Origin of the sequence: Exiguobacterium sp. A1_3_1 (assembly GCF_048985645.1) — a bacterium.
Lineage (GTDB): Bacteria > Bacillota > Bacilli > Exiguobacteriales > Exiguobacteriaceae > Exiguobacterium_A > Exiguobacterium_A indicum.
Genome location: NZ_WBYY01000044.1, coordinates 1 through 21,148, shown reverse-complemented (window position 1 = coordinate 21,148; position 21,148 = coordinate 1). Strand labels below are relative to the sequence as shown.

Sequence of the window (21,148 nt, the reverse complement as noted above, 5' to 3'; positions counted from 1 at the left end):
CGACAAATCATCGATACGATCATCCGTCCGTTGATTGACATGAAGCGCGCCTCGACTGTTTATGCGCAAGGTGACTTTGATTACCGGATTCCGATTCAATCAGACGATGAGATCGGGGAGCTCGCAGAAACATTAAATAAGATGGCGGAATCGCTCGGAGAAGTCGACGAGCAGCGTAAAGAGTTCCTCGCGAACGTCAGCCACGAATTACGGACACCTCTCTCCTACATCCGTGGCTATACGGAGATGATGCAGGATGATTCGCTCGAGGAAGAAAAGCGTGCGCAGTATTACCAAATCATCGAGCGGGAAACGGAACGTCTGCAACGTCTCGTCAATGATCTGCTCGATCTCGCTCAACTTGAACGCGATTCCTATCCGATGTCGAAACAACCACTTGTCTTCAGTCAAGTACTTGAAGATGTCATTTACCGGATGGAACCCATCGCCCAGTCAAAAGGAGTCACGTTCGTCATGAATCTCGACCCGGATCAAATCGTCTTAGGCGATACGGACCGCCTCGAGCAAGTCTTCGGCAATTTACTCGATAACGCCTTACGGTACACACCGCCTGGAAAACAGATTTTCTTATCGACTGAAACGATCGGCGACCGGACGCATTGTCTTATCCGGGACGAAGGAGAAGGCATTCCGGAAGAGCATCTTGATCGACTGACAAAACGTTTTTACCGTGTCGATAAATCACGGACGCGTAAAGATGGCGGAACCGGTCTTGGTCTTGCCATCACGAAACACATCATCGATCGTCATGATGGGACAATCCGGTTCGACTCCGTTCTTGGAGAAGGAACGACTGTCCACATCGAGTTACCGCTTCTTCCGGATGAAGAGGATGGATTCGAATGATGGAACATCATGTCATCCAAACCTTTGAACTTTTCGGACCGTTCGCTCCGTTCGTTAGTATCTTAGTCGGCGTCGTCGTCAGTGTACTTGGTGTCCTACCGAGTACGTTCGTCACCGCTGCGAATCTCGTCTATTTCGGTCTATGGATGGGCACATTGCTCTCTTTCATCGGTGAAGTCCTAGGTGCGGTTTGTGCGTTTCTACTTTACCGAAAAGGACTGCGGTATGCCCTTCGTCGCCCACTTCCCGATCGATTCGCTCGGTTGCAACAAAAACTGCAAGCACAACGAGGACATGAAGCATTTTGGACGATCATCTTGCTGCGGCTATTACCGTTCGTCCCGTCTGGCATCGTCAACATCGTCAGTGCTGCTAGTGGTATTTCCATCCTACTTTTCCTGACTGCGAGTACGATCGGAAAAATTCCAGCCATGTTAATCGAAGTGTTCGCCGTCCATCAGTTCATGCAATCCTCATCCATCATCCAATGGTCGATTGCAGGCGTGGCACTCGTTGGTTATCTGGTCTATCGTATTCAACAAAAACGAGCATCATCGATATAAAACTACAGGTTTTCTGAAAGGAAGTATCGTTCATGGAGTTAAGACGTTTTGGAACATCCGACCTACTCGTATCCCCGCTTGGGTTCGGAGCTGGTCACATCGGCGCAGAACAGATGACGGATCGCGAAGCAGTTTATTTACTCGAACAAGCACGTGATCTCGGCATCAATCTGATCGATACAGCACGCGGCTATGGCTTATCGGAGCAACGCGTCGGGCAATTTCTAAAGAATCGTCGCCACGACGTCATTCTGTCGACGAAAGTCGGCTACGATGTTCCCGGTACGCAGGACTGGACCTTTGAAGCGGTCCATGGTGGCATCGATCAAGCCTTACAGACGATGCAAACGGATCATCTCGACATCGTACACCTCCATTCTTGTAGTCGAGAAATTCTCGCCCAGGGAGATGTCATCGAAGCGCTTGAACAAGCAAAACAAGCTGGAAAAGTCCGCGTCATCGCTTATTCCGGTGATCGGGAAGACTTAACATATGCTATCGAAACGAATCGCTTCGACAGTTTCCAAACGTCATTCAATCTACTTGATCAACGTGTCGATGAAGTCCTGCCCACCCTTCTAGATCACGGTGTCATCGCCAAGCGTCCAATCGGTAACGCCCCGTGGCGCTTCACGGAGCGTCCGGTCGGACAGTACGTCGAACCCTACTGGGAACGTGCGCAACAACTCGCTTATCCACTCGAGGAATCCAGTTGGCTTGAAACTGCACTTCGTTTCACGGTCTTTGAGCCAGGGATCACGACAGCCATCATCGGTACATCTCGACCAGAACACCTCGCGCTGAATCAGCAACTGATCGAGCGCGGTCCACTTCCTGTTGATCGTGTTGCTCGGTTGAAGGAACGCTTCGCTGAGTGTGACGCGACGTTCGGTTATCTTTCGCAAACATGACAAAAAGCCCGTATGTCCACTCGTTCAAAGAGTGCATACGGGCTTGTTACTTAGAACTTTTTCTTTTTCTTTTTTTCGAGCACGACGATTGCTTCGACGTGCGCTGTTTGTGGGAACATATCGTACGGTTGAATGTACGATACCTTGTATCCCGCTTTCATCAAGTGATCGCAATCGCGTGCAAGCGTCTGCGGGTTACACGAGACATAGATGATTTTTTTCGCTTTAGACGAGATCATCGCGTTCAACAATTGTGTATCGCAACCTGAGCGTGGTGGGTCGACGATGAAGACATCCGGAATCCAGCCTTCTTTGACCCAACGTGGAATCCACGCTTCTGCCTTACCGACGACGTAGTGGGCATGGTCGAATCCGTATTGCTTCATGTGCGCATTGGCATCTTCGACAGCTTCTTCAATGATTTCCATACCGCGGACTTCTTTTGCTCCTTTAGCGATCCAAAGTCCGATTGAACCAACACCTGCGTATGCATCAACGACACGTTCTTCGCCTGTCAAAGCAGCAGCACGCGCAATTTCTTCATACATCCGCTCTGCTTGTTCCGGATTCAATTGGAAGAAGGCACGCGGAGACAATTGATACGTGAATTCCCCCATCTCTTCCTCGATCCGTTCCACGCCACGCAAGACTTCCGTCTCTTCTCCGAAGACACGTGATGTCAACTTATCATTGATGTTCAGTGCAACCGAGACGACACCTGGAATGTCCATGATATCGCGCGATAAGCCCTCTAGATCACGGAAGCCGTCTTTAAAGGCAACGAGCACGACTTGAATTTCGCCCGTTTTGATTCCTGTCCGGACGACGATATGGCGCATGACACCATCTTGTTTTGATGCATGGTAAACGGGTACTTTATAGTCGTTGAGTAATTTCGTAACAGCTTGGTTGACGCGAAGCGTATCCTTATTTTGGACGACACAATCATCGATTGCGACCAAACGATTCGAATTCGCAGAATAGAGACCGCTAACGATTTCATTGCCTTGTTTCCCGACGACGAATTGCGACTTGTTGCGGTATCCCCACTCCTTCGAACCAATCGTCGGGCGGATATCGGCTTTTTCGACATTCAACTTCGTTGATTTCAAGAAAGCGTTGCGAAGCATTTCTTCCTTATAACGCAATTGTCCATCGTAACTCATGTGTTGTAATTGACAGCCGCCACAGACACTATAGACCGGGCAAAGTGGAGTAACACGGTCCGGTGAACGATCGTCACGCTTTAAGATTTTTGCATTCGCATAGTTCGCATGAATTTCCGTGATCTCGATTTGTGCCGTTTCCCCGACGAGCAGTCCTGGGATGAAGACGATTTGTCGCTCGAGTGTTGCAATCCCTTCACCGTTGATCCCCATCCGAAGACACGTGACCGAACGGACCTCACCTGTCTTTAATTTGATTTTTGTTGCCATTGATTTCATCCTTTCCGTTTGTGCAAATGAAAAAGCGGTCTCAATCTACCGCTTTTTTCGTTTCTTCTTGTTCTTTCATATCCTTCGCATATCGAACGACCTTCGCCTTGAGTTGATCCAGTGATACGATCAGTCGTTCCAAATCTTCGATATCTGATGATTCATCGAGTGAATCGATTGTATGACAGAGAAGCTGCATTCTTGATTTTAGCACATTCATTTGACCAAGTTTATCAGTTCTTGCTTTTCCCATTATTCAGACTTCCTTTCTTCCGCTGGATTCCGACGTTATTTTAGCATACGATACGAAGTGGAGCACTAAAAAGGAGGAGTACCTATGCCACAATCATCACCCATCACGATCGCAAACGATCCGTGGGAAGCTTATCGTGACATTGAACAATACGGCACCGTCCGTTTGACGAACATCGAAGTCACGACGACAAAACTGTGTAACATGCGCTGTGAACATTGCGCCGTCGGTTACATGTTATCCAGTAGCGAGTCATCTGAAATCCCAGTCGAACTACTCATTCAACGTCTGGATGAAATCGAACATCTGCGTGCCTTCTCAATCACCGGCGGAGAACCGATGCTTTCAATGAAATCCGTCAAGGAGTATGTCGTCCCTTTACTTAAGTATGCCCACGAACGTGGCGCTAAAACCCAAATCAACTCAAATTTAACACTTCCGTTATCCCGTTATGAATTAATCATTCCTTATCTAGATGTCTTGCACATCTCACATAACTGGGGAACAGCCGACGATTTCATCGATGGTGGCTTTGCGATGATGGAACGAAAACCGTCACGTGAAGCACGGACGAAACTTTTCGAGACGATGAAAGAGAATGCCCGTGTTCTGAATGCACGTGGTGTCATCGTTTCTGCAGAGACGATGATCAATAAACGGACATTACCACACCTTGAAGCGATTCATAAGGAAATCGTCGATATGGGGTGTGTCCGTCATGAAGTGCACCCGATGTACCCCGCTGACTTCGCGTCAATGATCGAAGCAGCTAGTTTATCTGAAATCCGTGACGGAATTCATCGTTTGCTTGACGTCCGGGATCCGAACGTCTGGATGTTATTCGGAACACTCCCCTTCTATGCTTGTTCGATGGAAGAGGCGGATTTAGAACTTCATCGTCGATTGCGTCAAGAGAAAAACGTCTCTGTTCGCAATGACCCTGATGGACGTTCCCGTCTCAACGTCAACATCTTTGATGGCGAGATCATCGTAACGGATTTCGGTGACGAACTTGCTTCGCTAGGTACGATTCATGAGACATCCTTCAATGATGCTTATGCCGAGTGGCAAGAGACAGAACTGAATAAAAGCTTGTCATGTCACTGCCCTGCGGTGCAATGCCTTGGACCGAACGCGCTTGTGAAAAACGCATATTACCCTGAGATTGATTTCACAAAACAGTCCAGCCGGCTTTAAAACTAAAAAAAGGTTTTGAACGATGGCATCCCGGGAAAAATGTCACAAAGTAGACACATTCTGTTTTTCTAAAAGGGGTGACCGGGATGGAATGGCTCGTAGGTATTGTCGCAATCATCGGTACGTTCAGTATGGTCTTGTTCGTCATGATGGTTGGTATTCGCGCTTCACACAGCATCGAACATGATGAAGTATTCGACCAGACAGACTGGGACGAACATCTTCTGCATATGCCGCGTCCGACACGTTTTGAACAAGAAAATAAATGAAGCACGCCCCGGTCTCCCGTTTCAGAGACCGGGGCGTGTTATGCTAAAAGAAAAAAGAAAGGTCGTCGTTACTTGTGTCACGTCGTTTTGCTCTTATCTTATCGATCGTCTTCATTTCCGGATTCACGCAAGGTCTGCTGATTCCACTGTTATCTATTTTACTTGAACGCCAGGGAACCCCCGCTTTCATCAACGGTCTCAGCGCTGCCGTTCTCTATATCGGTGTCATCGTCGCCGCCCCTCTCATGGAAGGTCCACTACGACGACGTGGTTATATTCCGGTCATCTCGTTTGGACTCGCTCTTGTTGCAGTGGCGGTTTTCTTATTTCCACTTCTTCCAAGCGTCATTGCTTGGATGATTTTACGGTTCCTCGTCGGATTTGGTGATCAGACGTTACACTATGGATCACAGGTTTGGGTGACGTCCATTACCCCAAATGAACGGTTAGGACGAACGATGTCACTATACGGGATGGCATTCGGTCTCGGTTTTGCTCTCGGTCCTCTTGCGGCACCTCTCGTCGATGTCATCAACTGGCTACCATTCGTGTTGACTGGTACATTGACTGTCATCGTCCTGATCTTATTATCGCGTATGCCGAACGAAAAACCGTCATCCGTCATGCCGGAGGAGCTGCAAAGCGCCGCCTCACGGTATAAACTTGTCCTATCAACTGCTTGGTTCACGTTACTTCCTGGCTTTACATATGGTTTTCTCGAAGCCACACTGAATGCCAGTTTTCCCGTTTTTGCGACGCGTAACGGGTACGGTCTATCTGAGACGAGTACCTTGATCACGACATTCGTCGTCAGCTCGTTGATCATGCAACTTCCACTTGGACGACTTGCTGATCACTTCGGAAAACGTCGGACGTTAGTAACCGTTCTTTCGATTGGCTCCGTTTCTTTCCTCATCGCTTGCTTCGTCTTCGAGCGATATGGTTGGTTATTCGCGATTTTTGCTATTAGCGGGATGGCACTTGGCTCGACGTACTCGCTCGGTGTCGCCTATATGACGGAACAGTTACCGCGACACCTTCTTCCGACGGGCAACTTGCTTGCAGGGATTGCCTTTAGTCTTGGTTCAATCCTTGGACCGATTGCTGGCAGCTTGTTCGTTCTGCTTCCAGCTATGCTTTATTTCAGTCTATTCGTTCTGGTTCTAGCGACACTTGCGTTTCTCTTACGATACGCGAAACGTCACGAATCATCCCGGATCTAAAACAAAGGATCTTGCGCTAATGATGCGCAAGATCCTTTGTTTTATTTCACGATTCCTTCTTGCCGAAAACTCCGCCAGAGCTTATCGTCGATCGCATACGGCTGTTCTTTTGCACGCTTCAGCTCTTCTGTCTCGAGCAGCACGACGACCTCTCGACCGTTGATTGACCACACTGAATCGTAACCTCTCTCCGCCTCGATGATTTCCACATCCACATCTCCATGGGTTTCCTTCAACTGCTGACTGACGCACGTTACGACGAACCGGGCAAACTCATCACGTGGACGACGAGTGGCAATGATCTTTCGAACGATCTCATTCCGTTCCATTCGTTTTCATCTCCTTCCGTTTTATAGTCGCACTAGCCTTTCAGACAAGGCCGAATCGGTCTTCACTTGACCGTACAGAAAAAAGCCGAACGGGTCGGCTTGAGCAACGAACGATTGGGAGTTACTTTGATTGAAACTATTTTTGCACGATTCTGAATCTTCGTCAACCTCGCTTTTGAAACCATACAGGAAGGTACGTCGAGACTAAGATACCACTGACGACGAAGAGTAACCCAAGCAACGCTTGCGGTGGAATCGTCTCGCCAAGAATCAAGGCCGATAAACTGACACCATAGATCGGTACGAAGAACATGAACAACGACACTTTACTGACTGGATTATATTTCATTAGTAAGTTCCAAAGCGTAAATCCAGTCGCTGATAAGAAGGCAAGATACACGAGCATCCAAGCACTTGTCGTTGAAAAGGTAAACGGTGCGACATGACCATCGAGAATGACTCCTGCGATAAAGAGACCGATTGATCCAATGACCATCGCCCATCCTGTCATCGGCGCCACCGGATAACGTGCTGAGTATTCTTTCGCGATCAAGTTACCGAACGCCCCGGAAACCATTGCCGCAATCAACAGCCCTTCCCCTATACCGAACGAGACACCTTGTCCACCTTGCGGCCAGTTAGCCAAGATGACACCTGTGAATCCAAGAAATAAGGCGAGTCCTTTAAATCGATTCAGTCGATCGTCTTCGTATCGAAAATGAGCAAGTAACATCTGGAAGAATGAGGTCGATCCAGCGATGATTGATCCTTGCACTCCCGTCGATAAAGAGAGACCAATATAGAAGAAGACATACTGCAAGAACGTCAAAAAGAAGCCGAGACGACTATAGGCGTAGGTCCGCTCCTTCAGTGTGATCGTCTGTTTGAAGACGAAGACACTGACGACAAGTAATAACACACCTGCTAAAAAGAAACGATAGCTCGCAAACAGTAATTGCTCTCCGTATTCGGAAGATGTGATCTGTAATAAGTCATAACTTTTTTTAATGAAGGGAAACGCACTTCCCCACAAAAAAGTCGTCAGTAACGCAAAGACGACGAGTCCAATCCGATGGGTTAAAATTTTTTGCATCTTTCTAGTTCCTTTCCTGTTCCTTTTCACTGAAGCATGGTATAGTAATTCTACAGATAATAATAATTATAATCTAGAGACAATGAAACTCATTATCAATCAGTTAAACTCATTGATATATCACATTCTCATTCTCTTTCTATAATGATTTCATTTCTCATTTACATTTTGAAAGGAGTTTTAATATGACGACTTCCACTACTACCGATGTTCAACAGCGTTCCGTATTCCGTCATGCTTGGGATGAGCATCACGAATTGATTCTAGCATTGTTTAGCGGAATATTGATTTTGGTTGCTTACGGACTCGAAAAATTCAATACGGCGTCTGCCGTTTATGTCACATTGTACTTATCGGCTTATGTAATCGGAGGATATGCGAAAGCGAAGGAAGGATTGACAGAGACGTATCAAGAAAAAACGTTGAACGTCGAATTGTTGATGATTTTAGCTGCCATCGGTGCGGCTGCCATCGGCTACTGGATGGAAGGTGCGATCCTCATCTTCATCTTCGCGTTATCCGGCGCCCTTGAGACATACACGATGAATAAAAACGAACGTGCCTTGCAAAGCTTGATGTCCTTACAACCGGAGGAAGCAACACGTCTGAATGCAAACGGTCAACTCGAAGTCGTCGGAATCGAACAATTAGCGATCGGTAACCTCGTCTATGTTCGTCCTGGGGAGCGGATTCCAGTCGATGGTGTCATCGTACGAGGTCAAGCCGCGATCGAAGAAGCATCGATTACAGGAGAATCGATTCCGGTTGAAAAACAAACAGGTGATACCGTTTATAACTCGACTGTCAACATGAATGGTGTCTTGACGATTGAGATGACGAAAGCTGCTGACGAATCGTTGTTCCAAAAAATCATTCATATGGTCCAAAACGCACAAAGTGAACAGTCTCCATCTGCTCAGTTCATTGAACGTTTCGAAAGCCGTTATGTCAAAATCGTCCTCCTCGTCGTCGCACTGATGATGATCCTCCCTCATTACGTCGTTGGCTGGACATTTGAGACAAGTATTTACCGCGCGATGATTCTTCTCGTCGTCGCCTCACCTTGTGCCCTCGTTGCGTCGATTACACCTGCTGCCTTATCTGCAATTGCCGCATCTGCGAAAAATGGCGTTCTCTTTAAAGGAGGCGCCCACATCGAGACGCTCGGTCAAGTCGACACGATTGTCTTTGATAAAACGGGAACACTGACAACTGGTAAACCTGTCGTCACCGAAAGTCGTTATGCGGAAGGCATGGACGTCCGCGCAGTCCAACAAGCGGTTGCTTCCATCGAAGCGCAGTCGAACCATCCACTCGCACAAGCAATCGTCGATCACTTAAAAACCGATGTCCGCGAACCATCAACGTTTAAAGATGTGACAGGATACGGGATTGAAGCAACTGTCGATGGTGTCACGTATCGTATCGGTAAACGGGCATTCCATGATGGTTTAGACGATCCATTCATCGCGATCGAACAGTCATTGAAAGAGCAAGGGCATACGATCGTTTATGTCAGCAATGGAGCACAGATCGTAGCGCTTTATGCGTTACGTGATACGATTCGTCCGGAAGCCAAAACAGCGATTGCTGCCTTAAATGATCTCGGCATCGCAACGATCATGTTAACTGGTGACAATCCGGTCACGGCAGCTGCTATTTCGCGTGAAGCAGGATTAACGGATTTCGTCGCTGAATGTCTACCGGAAGATAAAGTCCGGTATATCAAACAATACCAAACAGAAGGTCGGACCGTCGCGATGGTCGGTGACGGCATTAACGATGCCCCAGCCCTTGCATTAGCACATGTCGGGATTGCGATGGGTGAAGGAACGGACGCTGCGCTTGAGACCGCTGACGTCGTCTTGATGAAAAATGATTTAGGTCGTCTTGCCTATGCTGTGCATAAAGCCCGGAAGATGAACCGGATCGTCAAACAAAACATCACGCTTGCGATCGGTGTCATCCTCCTATTGATCGCATCGAACTTGTCACAATTCTTGATCATGCCGTTCGCCGTCGTCGGACATGAAGGATCAACGATTCTCGTCATCCTGAACGGTTTACGCCTTCTTCAACAGGATGCTTTACCAAGTCTTCCACAGCGTTCATCTGAAAAACGATTAGCTGCTTAACCATCAAAAAAGCCTGACCGCCACATGGCAGTCAGGCTTTTTTGTACCTTCATCCGAACGTATTCGTCGGAATCGCATCAAGTTCAGCTTGTTCCTTCAAGCGCTTTTCTTCCATTTTCTTCGGATCCGCTTTTTTCATGAACCGTTCCCATGATGCGTTCAATTCAGAACCGAGTAAGATGATCAGCCCTGTGAAGTAGAGCCATAATAACAAGATGACGACACTACCGAGCGAACCGTACGTCTGATTGTAGTTCGAGAAGTTCGAGACGTAAAATCCGAATCCAACCGATAATAATTGCCAGACGATGACACCAAAAACAGCTCCTGGAATTGCTTCTTTGAATGTAATCGGGCGCTTTGGTGCGACGCGGTAAAAGATCGATAAGATACCGATCAATAGAATCGTCGACACGACATAGCGTAAGACCGTCAGTAGGATTTTTTGCCCCATATCAATCGGAAGCACGAAATTGGCAAGATACGTGATGATCGGACCACCGAGCACATTCAAGACGATCAGCAGCAACATCCCGATTCCGAGTACGATCGTGAGTAACAAGGCAATCCCACGTGCTGCGACGAAACCACGGGGCGAGAAGTCACCATAGGCATGGTTCGCCGTCGTAATCAAACGATCGACTCCTTTTGAAGCGGACCAGACAGCAAGAATCGCACCAATCGATAACAGACCACCTTGTGGTTCCTTGATGGCTTGGAAAATCGTATCCGTGAATGTGTTGACGGCTCCACCTGGCGCTAAGTCGCGAATTTGTGACTCGAGTGTCTGACGATCGATGTCAAAGAATGATAAGACGGAAATGACGAAAATGATTCCTGGGAAAATGGATAAAAACCAGTAATAAGCGAGTGTCCCTGCATAATCCGTGATGTTATGATCGGACATTCGTTGCTTTAAGTTCAGGGCAAGCCCTTTTGGATCGCGTGAATGCGCCATCGTCATCTCTCCTTCATGAAAAAGAGGCAGTCAACGACCACCTCATTGTTTTAATATACTTTTCCCATTTTATTTCAACTAAAACCTCATTCGTTTTCAGAAAGGATTAATTCATAGAATGGTTCTGTCATTTCTGCCAGCTGTTTGGCAAGTGACGGAGGACGAATCGGTAACGAAGGTAGCTCCGAACGCTTGATCCAGACCGGTGTATAACCCGATCCTTCCTCTTCGAACTCTTCACCCGTACCCGTTCCAAAGCGACCCCCAATTGTTTTCGCCCAAAAATAAGGATTGTCGAATCCATTAAAACGGACGATGGCGGCAATACCGGTCAACTCCACGTCGATTCCAAGTTCTTCATGTGCTTCACGAATCGCTGTTTCTTCTAACGATTCTCCATCATCTTTCCCACCGCCTGGAAAGACATAATACGTTTCGTTCAGTTTATCCCGACGAATCAACGCAATTTGATCCTGTTCGTTTCGTAAAATGATTGCACTTCGTTGAATCGGCATGACGCCACCTCCCTTTTATTGTTTCGACTTATTGAAGAGTATCCAGCATTTCAGGAACGAGTCCATTCTCTGTCGAAGCGATGACTTCTGCTGCAACCTTCATACCAAGCTTCAATGCCTCTTCTGCTGACTTTTCTTGTGTCAATTCAGACAAGACAGCAGAGAAGAATGAGTCGCCTGCTCCCGTCGAGTCAACGACTTTTACTTTTTTCGTTCCGACATGACCTGATGTCGCTGTACGACGATCAACGTAGACCGCCCCGAGTTCACTCATCGTCACGACCGTGAACGGAGCACCCTTTTTCGCTAGCTCATTCGCTACATGAATCGCATCTTCAACAGTCACGATCGACAGATCAGACAGAATTTCCGCCTCTTCTCGGCTACAAATGAATCCAGTGAACCCTTGTAGCAGATGACGATTACGTTCGATGACGCTCAAGTGACCACAAACACCAAACAATGGCAACTCCATTTTACGGCATAGATGAATCAAACGTTCGAGCACAGTAACAGACAAATCAAGATCGATTGCAACGGCATCGACTCCATCGAGTGCATAGATTGATTGACGTAAAATCGCCTCTTCGAGCAACTTGGCATCTGGTTGTTTTGAGATCGATGTTTGCAAATCGCCTTCATTATCCATGACAGCTAGCCACATGCCCATTCCATGATCTTCTAACATTTCGACGTGATCCACATTTGCACCGTAAGATTTCAGCTCATCGAGCACTCCCACGCCAATCTGATCATTCGTAACCGTCGAGATAAAGCGAACTTCATTCCCGAGGACGGCTAGATTTTGTGCTACGTTGCGTCCTGTTCCTCCATTTGAAAACGTGATGTCTCCTACGTTTTTCGCATCCTTATGCAAAGGAGCGAACGAAGTTCCTTTTATGTCGACGAATACTTTTCCGATTACCGCGATTTTATTCATTTCAGTTCCACCTCTAACCATATTTCCTGATTTCCGACCTTGTTTGATCTTTCAGGCACATTGCTTCAATTATAGTAAAATTTTAAATCAGTGACAACCGAAGTAGTTTTTTTCTAACTGTTCGCTATCTTCACGTTAAAAAAGCAGCAAGCGGATCGCCTGCTGCTTTGATTAAAGATTAGATATTCGCGATCACGAGACTGATTGCGAGTAAGAGTCCGAAAATCGTGTTCACTTTACCGGTCTGTGCCATGCCAGGCATCAGCTTTTCCGGTGGTAAGTCTTCCCAGAAGAGACGTACTGCTTTGATCATGAGCGGAATACTCAATAACGCGAGTAACGCAAACCATGAAACGTCAAATGCGAGTACAGCAATAATGAGAGACAGGATAGCTGCCGCAAAAAATCCGATCAAGACGTACACGGCACGGCGATGTCCGACGAGACAGGCAATCGTTTTTCGTCCGTTGACCTTATCATTATCCAAGTCCCGAATGTTATTCGCAAGTAGGATTGAACCAATCAAGATGGCGACTGGTACCGAAATCGCAACGGCTTCTGTCGGAACATAACCAATTTGCAAGTACGCCGAAATCGCGATGATAATATACCCCATGAAAAAGCCTGCAACGACTTCTCCAAACGGTGTATAGGCAATCGGAAGCGGTCCTCCTGTATAGATATATCCGACGAACATCGAAATGAGTCCTACGACAAGTAACCACCACGATGTCTCGATGCACAGATACACACCGAGTAATGCCGAGATGCCATACAATGTAAGTGCGAACGCTAGGATCGTTCCCGGCTTGAATCCGTCACGAACGATCGATCCACCGATTCCGACCGACTCCTCCGTATCTAAACCACGTTTGTAATCGTAGTATTCATTGAACAGATTCGTTGCGATTTGAATCAACATCGATGCGATCAACATCGCCACGAACAAATCCAAGCGTATCGATTCCACGCGTGGTGCGACAACTGCCGTACCGACGACGACCGGAACAAAACTTGCTGTTAATGTATGCGGTCGTGTCATTCGCCAATAGACAGCGATTGATTTATTCATATAATAACCCCTTTCCTGTCTAAGTGTATCGGGTTTCGTTTTTTGCTGTCAATGTTCAATCCGAGATAGCTTATTCCTTCTTTTTTGTCCGCAAAAAGTTTACACTTAGATTAAGTGAAACATATCACAGTATCTATAGACTAGGGGGCAATGAGCGGTATGGCTTACGCTCAACAAGAGCTAAAACAGTGTATCGAACAGGCCGTCAGTCAGGCGAACGCCTCACAACGACCTATACTCGCTTCGTATTCATGGGAAATCGAAGCAACTGACATGCGTTCCCTCGAACAGGGTATCGAGGAACGATTTTATTTCGCGACACCTGATCGCTCGATGCGGGCCATCGGGTTTGGCATCGTACAACAACTTCAGGCTTCAGGAACGGATCGTTTTTTACGAATTCAATCGCAATGGGCAAACTTGAATCGCGATCATGTCGGTCATGATTTATTTGCGTTCAGCGGATTTTCGTTTACCGAACTTAAACAACCGGATTATCGTTGGTCTTCCTTCGGAGACGCTTCGATGACGATTCCGAAGTTTTTATTTCTAGAACAAGATGGCAAGACACGTGTGACGATTTTTGCTCGCGTCGAGCCAATGGATCAAGTCGATTCTATCTTAAATGAACTCGCACTCGATTTCGCCAAAGTCAATCAACCGCAACCATCGACTGCCGCAGGCGTCACGCGCTTACGACTATCGCGAGATGGGAATGAAGCCTTTGAAGCTTCGTTCCATCAAGCGATGCACTACTTGGAGACGACACTTGAAAAAATCGTCCTGGCGCGCGAAGTCGTCTATGAGCTGGATCGTCCACTCGACGTAGCCGCTGTCGTCGCTGAACTCGAAGATACGCAGCCCGGCAGCTACGTCTTCTGTTTCCAACCAAATCCGGAAGAAGCCTTTATCGGCGCTACACCGGAACGACTCGTCTTAAAACGTGGACGTCGTCTTGAAACGGCAGCCGTCGCTGGTTCTGCACCACGCCACGCAACGGATGAGATGGACGAAGCACTCGGTCAATCGTTATTACAAGATCAAAAGAACCGGGTAGAGCACGGAATCGTCGCGGATTCGATTGAACGGACATTATCTGTATTTTCAGAGGAACTGGATTGTCCGGATACGCCGATTCTCTTGAAGAATCGCCATATTCAACATCTTTATACACCGATCACAGCTCATTTAAAAGAAGATGTGACGTTATTCCAATTAATCGAAAAACTGCATCCGACACCTGCACTTGGGGGCGAACCTAAGCAGTTAGCAGTCGATGCCATCCAAGAAATCGAAACGTTCGAACGAGGATGGTACGGTTCACCTGTTGGTTGGATGAACGGACAGGATGACGGGGAATTCATCGTTGCCATTCGATCTGGATTGTTTACAGAACGGGCGGTCATTCTTTACGCCGGTTGCGGTCTCGTCGAAGGCTCTCATCTCGATAGTGAACTGGCAGAGACGGAAACTAAACTATCACCGATGGTACAAGCACTTGGACACGTCGGTTCGATTGAAAAGGATGATATTTATGTTGACTAAGTGGATGCACACGTTAATCGATACGCTCGTCGCTTCTGGTGTCCGGGACTTCGTCATCAGTCCCGGCTCCCGTTCGACACCACTTGCCATTGCTGCTTTTCTGCATCCTTCTAGCCGTACCCACGTCCTTGTTGACGAACGGTCGGCTAGTTTTTTTGCTTTAGGTCTAACACGGACGGAAGAACGCGTTCGTCCCGTTGCGTTGATTTGTACAAGCGGTACCGCTGCGACGAACTATTATTCAGCAGTGACCGAAGCGAATATTTTTGAACTTCCGCTGATAGTCTTGACCGCCGATCGACCACATGAATTACGGAATGTCGGTGCGCCACAAGCTATTGATCAGGTTGGTCTGTACGGGAAGCAGGTTCGGCATGCGTTTGATCTTCCGTTAGCAGAAGAAGCGAGCCTTCCTTACGTCGCTCATGTTGCACAACGCGCAACCCTACTCTCTCTAACGGAACCAGCTGGTCCGGTTCAAATCAATGTTCCGTTACGTGAACCACTCGTGCCGGAACTCGATCCCTTACGGACAGGACGCCCGGTCGGTGTTTTACCTGAACCGACACCGGGCGTAAACGACGCTTTAGCGACCGCACTTCAAGAAGAGCGTCTTCTTTTTGTACTTGGACCACAACTTACTGCGGCGGACAGTCAGGTTGTCATCTCGTATGCGAAACAAGCAGGGATTCCGGTATTGGCGGATCCACTCAGTCAAGGACGACAATCGCATGATGCTCACGTTTTTGCCTATTACGATACATGGCTCAAACATCCCGCTACCGCTCAGCACGTCCGACCAGACCGAATCATTCGTTTCGGTGCCATGCCGACGTCAAAACCTTATCTGCTTTGGTCTCGGGAGATTCCGACGACGGTCGTCGGTCATCCAGGAAACTGGCGCGATCCACAGCTTCATTCGGATTTCGTAATTGGTCACGCGCGACAACTCGCGCATTATATATCTGTTCCGCATGATCCTGCGTATCTGACACTGTTGCAACAGGCGGAGCGACGCGTCGCCGCTGCTTTTGCGACAATCGATCAAGAGGAGATGACGGAGTATAACGTCGTCCGTGCGTTGACGACGTTACAGGACGGAAGTCTCTTTGTTTCGAACAGTATGCCGATACGGGATGTCGATACGTTCCTACCGACAGGAACACCGCTTCGTCTACTCGCGAACCGAGGTGCGAACGGAATTGACGGCATTCTCTCAAGCGCTCTAGGAGCAACGTTTGACGCCACACACCGCTATTTACTCGTCGGCGACTTAGCGTTCATTCATGATATCAACGGTCTGATGACAGCACGGACGCTTCCGTTAACGATCATTCTCGTCAACAATGCGGGTGGTGGCATATTTAGCTTTTTACCACAACAGCAACTCGAGCAAGAGGTGTTCGAACCACTTTTCGGTACACCGCAGCATCTCGACTTCGCTTCTCTCGCTTCCGGATATGGCGTAACCTATCAGGCAATCGATTCCATCGCCGCGTTACGTCAAGCACTTGCGGAAGAGACGAACGTCACTCGGATTCTTGAAGTCAAGACGACACGAACAGAAAACGTACAGATGCACCGTTCGATCTGGGACGTGACGAATCATGCGTTAGCCGAGGTGTTCCAATGATTTTGCGTGGGCATACGTATCATGTGAAAATCGAGGGATCGGGTCCACCGCTCCTATTGCTTCATGGTTTTACAGGCTCGCTCTCGACGTGGGACATGCTAAGTGAGCATTTATCGACTCACTTCACCGTCTATCGCCTTGATTTGATGGGGCATGGAAAAACGACACCGGCGTCTGAGCAACGAATGCGTTTGACGCAACAGGTCAAGGATCTCGAGGCACTGCTCGCTATGCGATCCGAGCCATGGATCGTCCTCGGATATTCGATGGGTGGACGAATCGCTTTAATGCTGAGCGTCGTCTCTGAGCAAATCGCTCGGACGATCGCTGTTAGTACGACACCGGGTATCAAGACGGCAATCGAGCGAAAAGTACGTCGTACATCCGATCGAGTGCTTGCGGAGCGACTCGAAAAAGGCGGACTCGAAGCTTTCATCGATCACTGGGAGACACTTGGACTATTTAAACCCCAAGCCCTTCTGCCGGAATCGCAACGTACGCGACTGCGTCAGGAGCGCCTGTCCCAAACGGTGGAAGGTCTGAGTGCTTCGTTACGTGCACAAGGTACAGGAAGCATGCCATCCCTATGGTCATGCCTTCCGAAAGAGATTGATTGGATCGTCGGGGCAGAGGATGAAAAATTCCGTGCCATCGCTTCACGAGCGGCATCACCTGAAAAAATTCACGTGATTTTGCACGCTTCGCACGCCCCACATATCGACCAACCGCAAAAGTTTGTTACAATGGTAGAGAATCTACTTATTCATCACTAACATATTGGGGGAATTCACATGAAATATGCTCCGGAATGGGTATCAGCCCGCAGCTATGAAGACATCAAATATGAACAATGGAACGGGATCGCGAAAATCACGATCAACCGTCCTGAAGTTCGCAATGCGTTCCGACCACACACGGTCCACGAACTCATCGACGCATTTTCACGTGCACGTGACGATCAAAATGTCGGCGTCATCATCTTAACAGGTGAAGGCGATCTCGCATTCTGTTCTGGCGGAGATCAAAAGGTACGTGGACATGGTGGATATGTCGGTGACGATGAAATTCCACGCTTGAACGTTCTTGATCTTCAACGTTTGATTCGTGTCATCCCAAAACCAGTCATCGCTATGGTCGCAGGTTATGCGATTGGCGGCGGACACGTCCTTCACCTCGTGTGTGACTTGACGATCGCTGCAGACAACGCCCGCTTCGGACAAACTGGTCCAAAAGTTGGTTCATTCGATGCTGGATATGGCTCTGGTTACCTCGCACGCGTTGTTGGACACAAGAAAGCGCGTGAAATCTGGTACCTCTGCCGTCAATATGACGCACAGCAAGCACTTGATATGGGACTCGTCAACACGGTCGTCCCACTCGCAGATCTCGAGCAAGAAACGATTCAATGGTGTGCTGAAATCCTTCAACATTCACCAACGGCTCTTCGTTTTCTCAAAGCGGCATTCAATGCTGATTCAGATGGTCTTGCAGGGATTCAGCAACTCGCAGGAGATGCAACGTTGTTGTACTACACAACGGACGAAGCAAAAGAAGGACGCGATGCGTTCAAAGAAAAACGCAACCCGGACTTCGGACAGTTCCCACGTTTCCCATAATGAAAAAAAGGTTCAATCGTCTTACGACATTGAACCTTTTTCGTATATTCATCTCAAAAGGAAGTGACTATTTTGTATCCTTGGATCTATACACGGGCAAAAGAACAGCCGGATGACATCGCACTCATTACGGAAACAGAGCGTTGGTCGTGGTCCGAACTATATGCACGCGCGCATCGCTTAGCAAGCACATGGGCGACGATCGTGACACGTGGAGACCGGATTGCTCTTTACGGTCCATCGAGTGCGCGCTACATCGTCGCACTTCACGCAGCTCAATTGCTTGAATTGACCGTCGTCCCGATCAACACACGTTTGACGCAGACAGAAGTGTTGCGTCAATTCAAACAGGCAGATGTACGGCTCATCGTGACGGACCGGTCACTTGATACAGCGATTCCGTGCGTGGCTTTCTCTTATGAAAAAGAAGCACCTGACCTGTTAATACGCCATATGCCCAAGCAATACGTCCAATCGATGCTCTTTACGAGTGGTACGACCGGACATCCGAAAGCCGTCGAACAAACGATGTTGAATCATTTTTCGAGTGCGACGAACGCCGCGCGTCATATCGGATCACTGCCAGAGGATCGTTTTTTGATCGTCACGCCGCTGTTCCATATGAGCGGATTAGCTGTCGTCTATCGGGCAGTCATCTATGGAGTACCAATCATTCTTGAGCCACATTTTTCGCCAGAACGCGCCTTACACTGGATTACGACGGAAAAGATCACCCACGTCTCACTCGTCTCGGTCATGCTTGATCGACTGCTCGAAGCCGGGCTACGTCGCCACGCACTTCGCGTCGTACTGACAGGAGGCGGTCCTGTACCATTACCGATTCTGACGCGTGCACTCGACCGCAATATCCCGGTCATGCAGACATACGGGATGACGGAAACCGCTTCTCAAATCGCAACCCTCTTGCCTGAGGATGCCTTACGAAAGATTGGATCGGCCGGACAAGCGATTCATCCGACACAAATTCGCATTACACGTCATCAAGAAATCGAAGTCAAAGGACCGACGATCATGAAAGGTTATTTTCATGAGGAAGAGAAAACGGCAGAAGCGTTTACGGCAGACGGTTTTTTCAAGACTGGTGACTTAGGACGTCTGGACGCCGACGGATACCTCTATGTCCTCGATCGTCGAAGCGACCTCATCATCTCAGGTGGGGAAAACATTTATCCAGCTGAAGTCGAATCAGCACTTCTCTCGATTGATGGAATTCAAGAAGCAGGTGTCGTCGGACGATTTGATGCTAAATGGGGACAGGTTCCGGTCGCCTTCATCGTCAGTACACTCGATGAAGCCACCGTCCGAACGGAAATCAGTCAATTGCTCGCTAAATATAAATGTCCGGTTGATTATATCTATCATAGCGCGCTGCCACGCAATGCGAACGGTAAACTATTGCGGAAGCAACTGAAGGAGTCATTATGAGCATCACGCTTCGTTCCGCCGAACTATTCGATGTTCCGCTCGTCTTTCGTCGTCCGATGCAAACTGCCCTCTCGACGCTGACAGTACGCCGGACGACGATTTTGCGCCTGACCGATTCGGAAGGACGAATGGGTTACGGGGAAGGAGTCGCGTTCGATACACCGTGGTATACATCGGAAACACAATACTCCCTCAAAGGAATCGCTCCGCTGCTGTATCGGTTACTTGAACAACCGCTCCATCATCCAGCAGACGTTACGGATCGCTTCCGCATCGTGCAAGGTAATCCGATGGCAAAAGCGATGTTTGAAGGAGCGATTTATGAATTATTCGCAGCAGCTGCCGGTCAATCGCTTGCCACGTATCTCGGAGGTGATGAATCATCCCTCGTACCTTGTGGGAAAGCACTCGGACGGGCTTCCGCAGCACAGACCGTCGAAGCCGTCGGACAAGCGATCGCCTCCGGGTATGGACGGATCAAGCTGAAGCTCGCTCCGACGGATACCGTCGTTCTTGAGCAGGTGCGTGCCGCTTTCCCTGATGCTCCCTTGATGTTTGACGCCAACGGTAGCTTCACTGAAGCAGACTTTCCTCTATTACAACAGTGGGATTCATTCGGTCTCGTTATGATGGAACAGCCGCTCGCAGCGTCGGATTGGTCCGGACATCAACATCTCGCTAGACTCTTACAGACACCGATTTGTCTGGATGAATCCATCGTCGCTCCAGTGGATGCCGAGTTGATGAAGACGCTCCACGCCGGTCAGATTCTGAACATCAAGCCGGCACGCGTCGGTGGACTGACGAACGCTTTGTCCCTTCGAACAAAAGCACCCTACTGGCTCGGTGGGATGTTCGAGAGCGGTATCGGGCGTCGTCAGACCCTTGCTTTTGCAACACTGCCTGGACTCGCTTATCCGATCGATATGGCAAGTACTGCCGATTATTTCGAAGAAGATTTGCTTGAGACCCCGTATCATGTCGAACACGGACACATTCGTTATTCCGCTCCAGCCGTATCCGAGTCACAGTTAAACAAATTGGCAACGTCCCGGATATCCTTATAATAGGAGCACTACGACGAAAAAGAAGGCTGACTCAAAAAGAATGACGCGTCTTTTCACGCCCTTTCCTCAGTCGAGACACA

General features: G+C 48.4%; 20 protein-coding genes and 1 pseudogene. 13 read left to right on the top strand and 8 right to left on the bottom strand.

All coding sequences use genetic code 11. The annotated features are described in order from the left end of the window. The 3 genes from F8N00_RS06780 to F8N00_RS06770 all read left to right on the top strand — a co-directional run. On the top strand, window positions 1-867 hold an 867-nt coding region (locus tag F8N00_RS06780; RefSeq protein ID WP_421017954.1), incomplete at its 5' end, for a HAMP domain-containing sensor histidine kinase. Next, window positions 864-1,430 (top strand): TVP38/TMEM64 family protein, encoded by a 567-nt coding sequence (locus F8N00_RS06775; protein ID WP_244150250.1) that lies wholly within the window; start codon window positions 864-866, stop codon window positions 1,428-1,430. The genes F8N00_RS06780 and F8N00_RS06775, both read left to right, overlap by 4 nt. A gap of 32 nt (window positions 1,431-1,462) precedes the next feature. Further along, complete coding sequence (locus F8N00_RS06770) at window positions 1,463-2,341, top strand: aldo/keto reductase (protein ID WP_421017953.1); 879 nt, start codon at window positions 1,463-1,465, stop codon at window positions 2,339-2,341. Window positions 2,342-2,391: 50 nt separating this feature from the next. Here F8N00_RS06770 and rlmD read toward each other — a convergent pair whose 3' ends face one another. Both rlmD and F8N00_RS06760 read right to left on the bottom strand, forming a co-directional pair. Next, window positions 2,392-3,777 carry a 23S rRNA (uracil(1939)-C(5))-methyltransferase RlmD gene (gene rlmD, locus F8N00_RS06765; protein WP_055966696.1) on the bottom strand — a complete coding sequence of 462 codons (1,386 nt, stop codon included), beginning with the start codon at window positions 3,775-3,777 and terminating at the stop codon, window positions 2,392-2,394. 40 nt (window positions 3,778-3,817) lie between these two features. Further along, window positions 3,818-4,030, bottom strand: coding sequence for an SE1561 family protein (locus tag F8N00_RS06760; RefSeq protein WP_023467294.1), 213 nt, complete (start codon window positions 4,028-4,030; stop codon window positions 3,818-3,820). An 84-nt stretch (window positions 4,031-4,114) separates the two neighbouring features. Between F8N00_RS06760 and yfkAB the strand changes: the two genes are divergently transcribed. The 3 genes and pseudogenes from yfkAB to F8N00_RS06745 form a co-directional block, all read left to right on the top strand. Beyond that, the gene (yfkAB, locus tag F8N00_RS06755; RefSeq protein WP_421017952.1) at window positions 4,115-5,227 is read left to right on the top strand and encodes a radical SAM/CxCxxxxC motif protein YfkAB; all 1,113 of its coding nucleotides are present in this window, start codon (window positions 4,115-4,117) and stop codon (window positions 5,225-5,227) included. An 86-nt stretch (window positions 5,228-5,313) separates the two neighbouring features. After that, window positions 5,314-5,496, top strand: a complete 183-nt coding sequence (locus tag F8N00_RS06750; RefSeq protein WP_023467292.1) for a hypothetical protein — start codon at window positions 5,314-5,316, stop codon at window positions 5,494-5,496. 71 nt (window positions 5,497-5,567) lie between these two features. Beyond that, a pseudogene (locus tag F8N00_RS06745) lies at window positions 5,568-6,719 on the top strand (MFS transporter); the annotation flags it as partial. Between the two features lie 41 nt (window positions 6,720-6,760). Here F8N00_RS06745 and F8N00_RS06740 read toward each other — a convergent pair. Both F8N00_RS06740 and F8N00_RS06735 read right to left on the bottom strand, forming a co-directional pair. Continuing rightward, on the bottom strand, window positions 6,761-7,048 hold the full coding sequence (locus tag F8N00_RS06740) for a hypothetical protein (protein WP_023467290.1): 288 nt from the start codon (window positions 7,046-7,048) through the stop codon (window positions 6,761-6,763). Between the two features lie 163 nt (window positions 7,049-7,211). Continuing rightward, window positions 7,212-8,141, bottom strand: a complete 930-nt coding sequence (locus F8N00_RS06735) for a DMT family transporter (protein ID WP_050677392.1) — start codon at window positions 8,139-8,141, stop codon at window positions 7,212-7,214. Between the two features lie 185 nt (window positions 8,142-8,326). On the opposite strand from F8N00_RS06735, the gene F8N00_RS06730 reads away from it, so the two are divergent. Next, complete coding sequence (locus F8N00_RS06730) at window positions 8,327-10,276, top strand: heavy metal translocating P-type ATPase (RefSeq protein ID WP_214749595.1); 1,950 nt, start codon at window positions 8,327-8,329, stop codon at window positions 10,274-10,276. A 49-nt stretch (window positions 10,277-10,325) separates the two neighbouring features. On the opposite strand, the gene F8N00_RS06725 is transcribed toward F8N00_RS06730, so the two are convergent. From F8N00_RS06725 to F8N00_RS06710, 4 genes are all read right to left on the bottom strand, one after another. Continuing rightward, on the bottom strand, window positions 10,326-11,234 hold the full coding sequence (locus F8N00_RS06725; RefSeq protein ID WP_023467287.1) for a YihY/virulence factor BrkB family protein: 909 nt from the start codon (window positions 11,232-11,234) through the stop codon (window positions 10,326-10,328). An 86-nt stretch (window positions 11,235-11,320) separates the two neighbouring features. After that, on the bottom strand, window positions 11,321-11,749 hold the full coding sequence (locus F8N00_RS06720; RefSeq protein ID WP_421017951.1) for an NUDIX hydrolase: 429 nt from the start codon (window positions 11,747-11,749) through the stop codon (window positions 11,321-11,323). Between the two features lie 28 nt (window positions 11,750-11,777). Further along, the gene (locus F8N00_RS06715; protein WP_023467285.1) at window positions 11,778-12,689 is read right to left on the bottom strand and encodes a PfkB family carbohydrate kinase; all 912 of its coding nucleotides are present in this window, start codon (window positions 12,687-12,689) and stop codon (window positions 11,778-11,780) included. Between the two features lie 178 nt (window positions 12,690-12,867). After that, complete coding sequence (locus F8N00_RS06710) at window positions 12,868-13,761, bottom strand: 1,4-dihydroxy-2-naphthoate polyprenyltransferase (protein WP_023467284.1); 894 nt, start codon at window positions 13,759-13,761, stop codon at window positions 12,868-12,870. 159 nt (window positions 13,762-13,920) lie between these two features. Between F8N00_RS06710 and F8N00_RS06705 the strand changes: the two genes are divergently transcribed. From F8N00_RS06705 to menC, 6 genes are all read left to right on the top strand, one after another. After that, entirely contained in the window at window positions 13,921-15,306 is a 1,386-nt protein-coding gene (locus tag F8N00_RS06705) for an isochorismate synthase (RefSeq protein ID WP_023467283.1), read from the top strand. Further along, window positions 15,296-16,939, top strand: coding sequence for a 2-succinyl-5-enolpyruvyl-6-hydroxy-3-cyclohexene-1-carboxylic-acid synthase (menD, locus tag F8N00_RS06700; RefSeq protein WP_421017950.1), 1,644 nt, complete (start codon window positions 15,296-15,298; stop codon window positions 16,937-16,939). The genes F8N00_RS06705 and menD overlap by 11 nt, the downstream gene beginning before the upstream one ends. Beyond that, window positions 16,936-17,712 (top strand): 2-succinyl-6-hydroxy-2,4-cyclohexadiene-1-carboxylate synthase, encoded by a 777-nt coding sequence (gene menH, locus F8N00_RS06695; RefSeq protein WP_421017949.1) that lies wholly within the window; start codon window positions 16,936-16,938, stop codon window positions 17,710-17,712. The genes menD and menH overlap by 4 nt, the downstream gene beginning before the upstream one ends. A gap of 18 nt (window positions 17,713-17,730) precedes the next feature. Next, a complete protein-coding gene (gene menB, locus F8N00_RS06690; RefSeq protein WP_023469886.1) occupies window positions 17,731-18,555 on the top strand; it encodes a 1,4-dihydroxy-2-naphthoyl-CoA synthase in 825 nt (274 codons plus the stop codon). Window positions 18,556-18,627: 72 nt separating this feature from the next. After that, the gene (gene menE / locus F8N00_RS06685; RefSeq protein ID WP_421017948.1) at window positions 18,628-20,001 is read left to right on the top strand and encodes an o-succinylbenzoate--CoA ligase; all 1,374 of its coding nucleotides are present in this window, start codon (window positions 18,628-18,630) and stop codon (window positions 19,999-20,001) included. After that, complete coding sequence (gene menC / locus F8N00_RS06680) at window positions 19,998-21,068, top strand: o-succinylbenzoate synthase (RefSeq protein WP_058265771.1); 1,071 nt, start codon at window positions 19,998-20,000, stop codon at window positions 21,066-21,068. The genes menE and menC overlap by 4 nt, the downstream gene beginning before the upstream one ends. The last annotated feature ends 80 nt before the right edge of the window (window positions 21,069-21,148 follow it).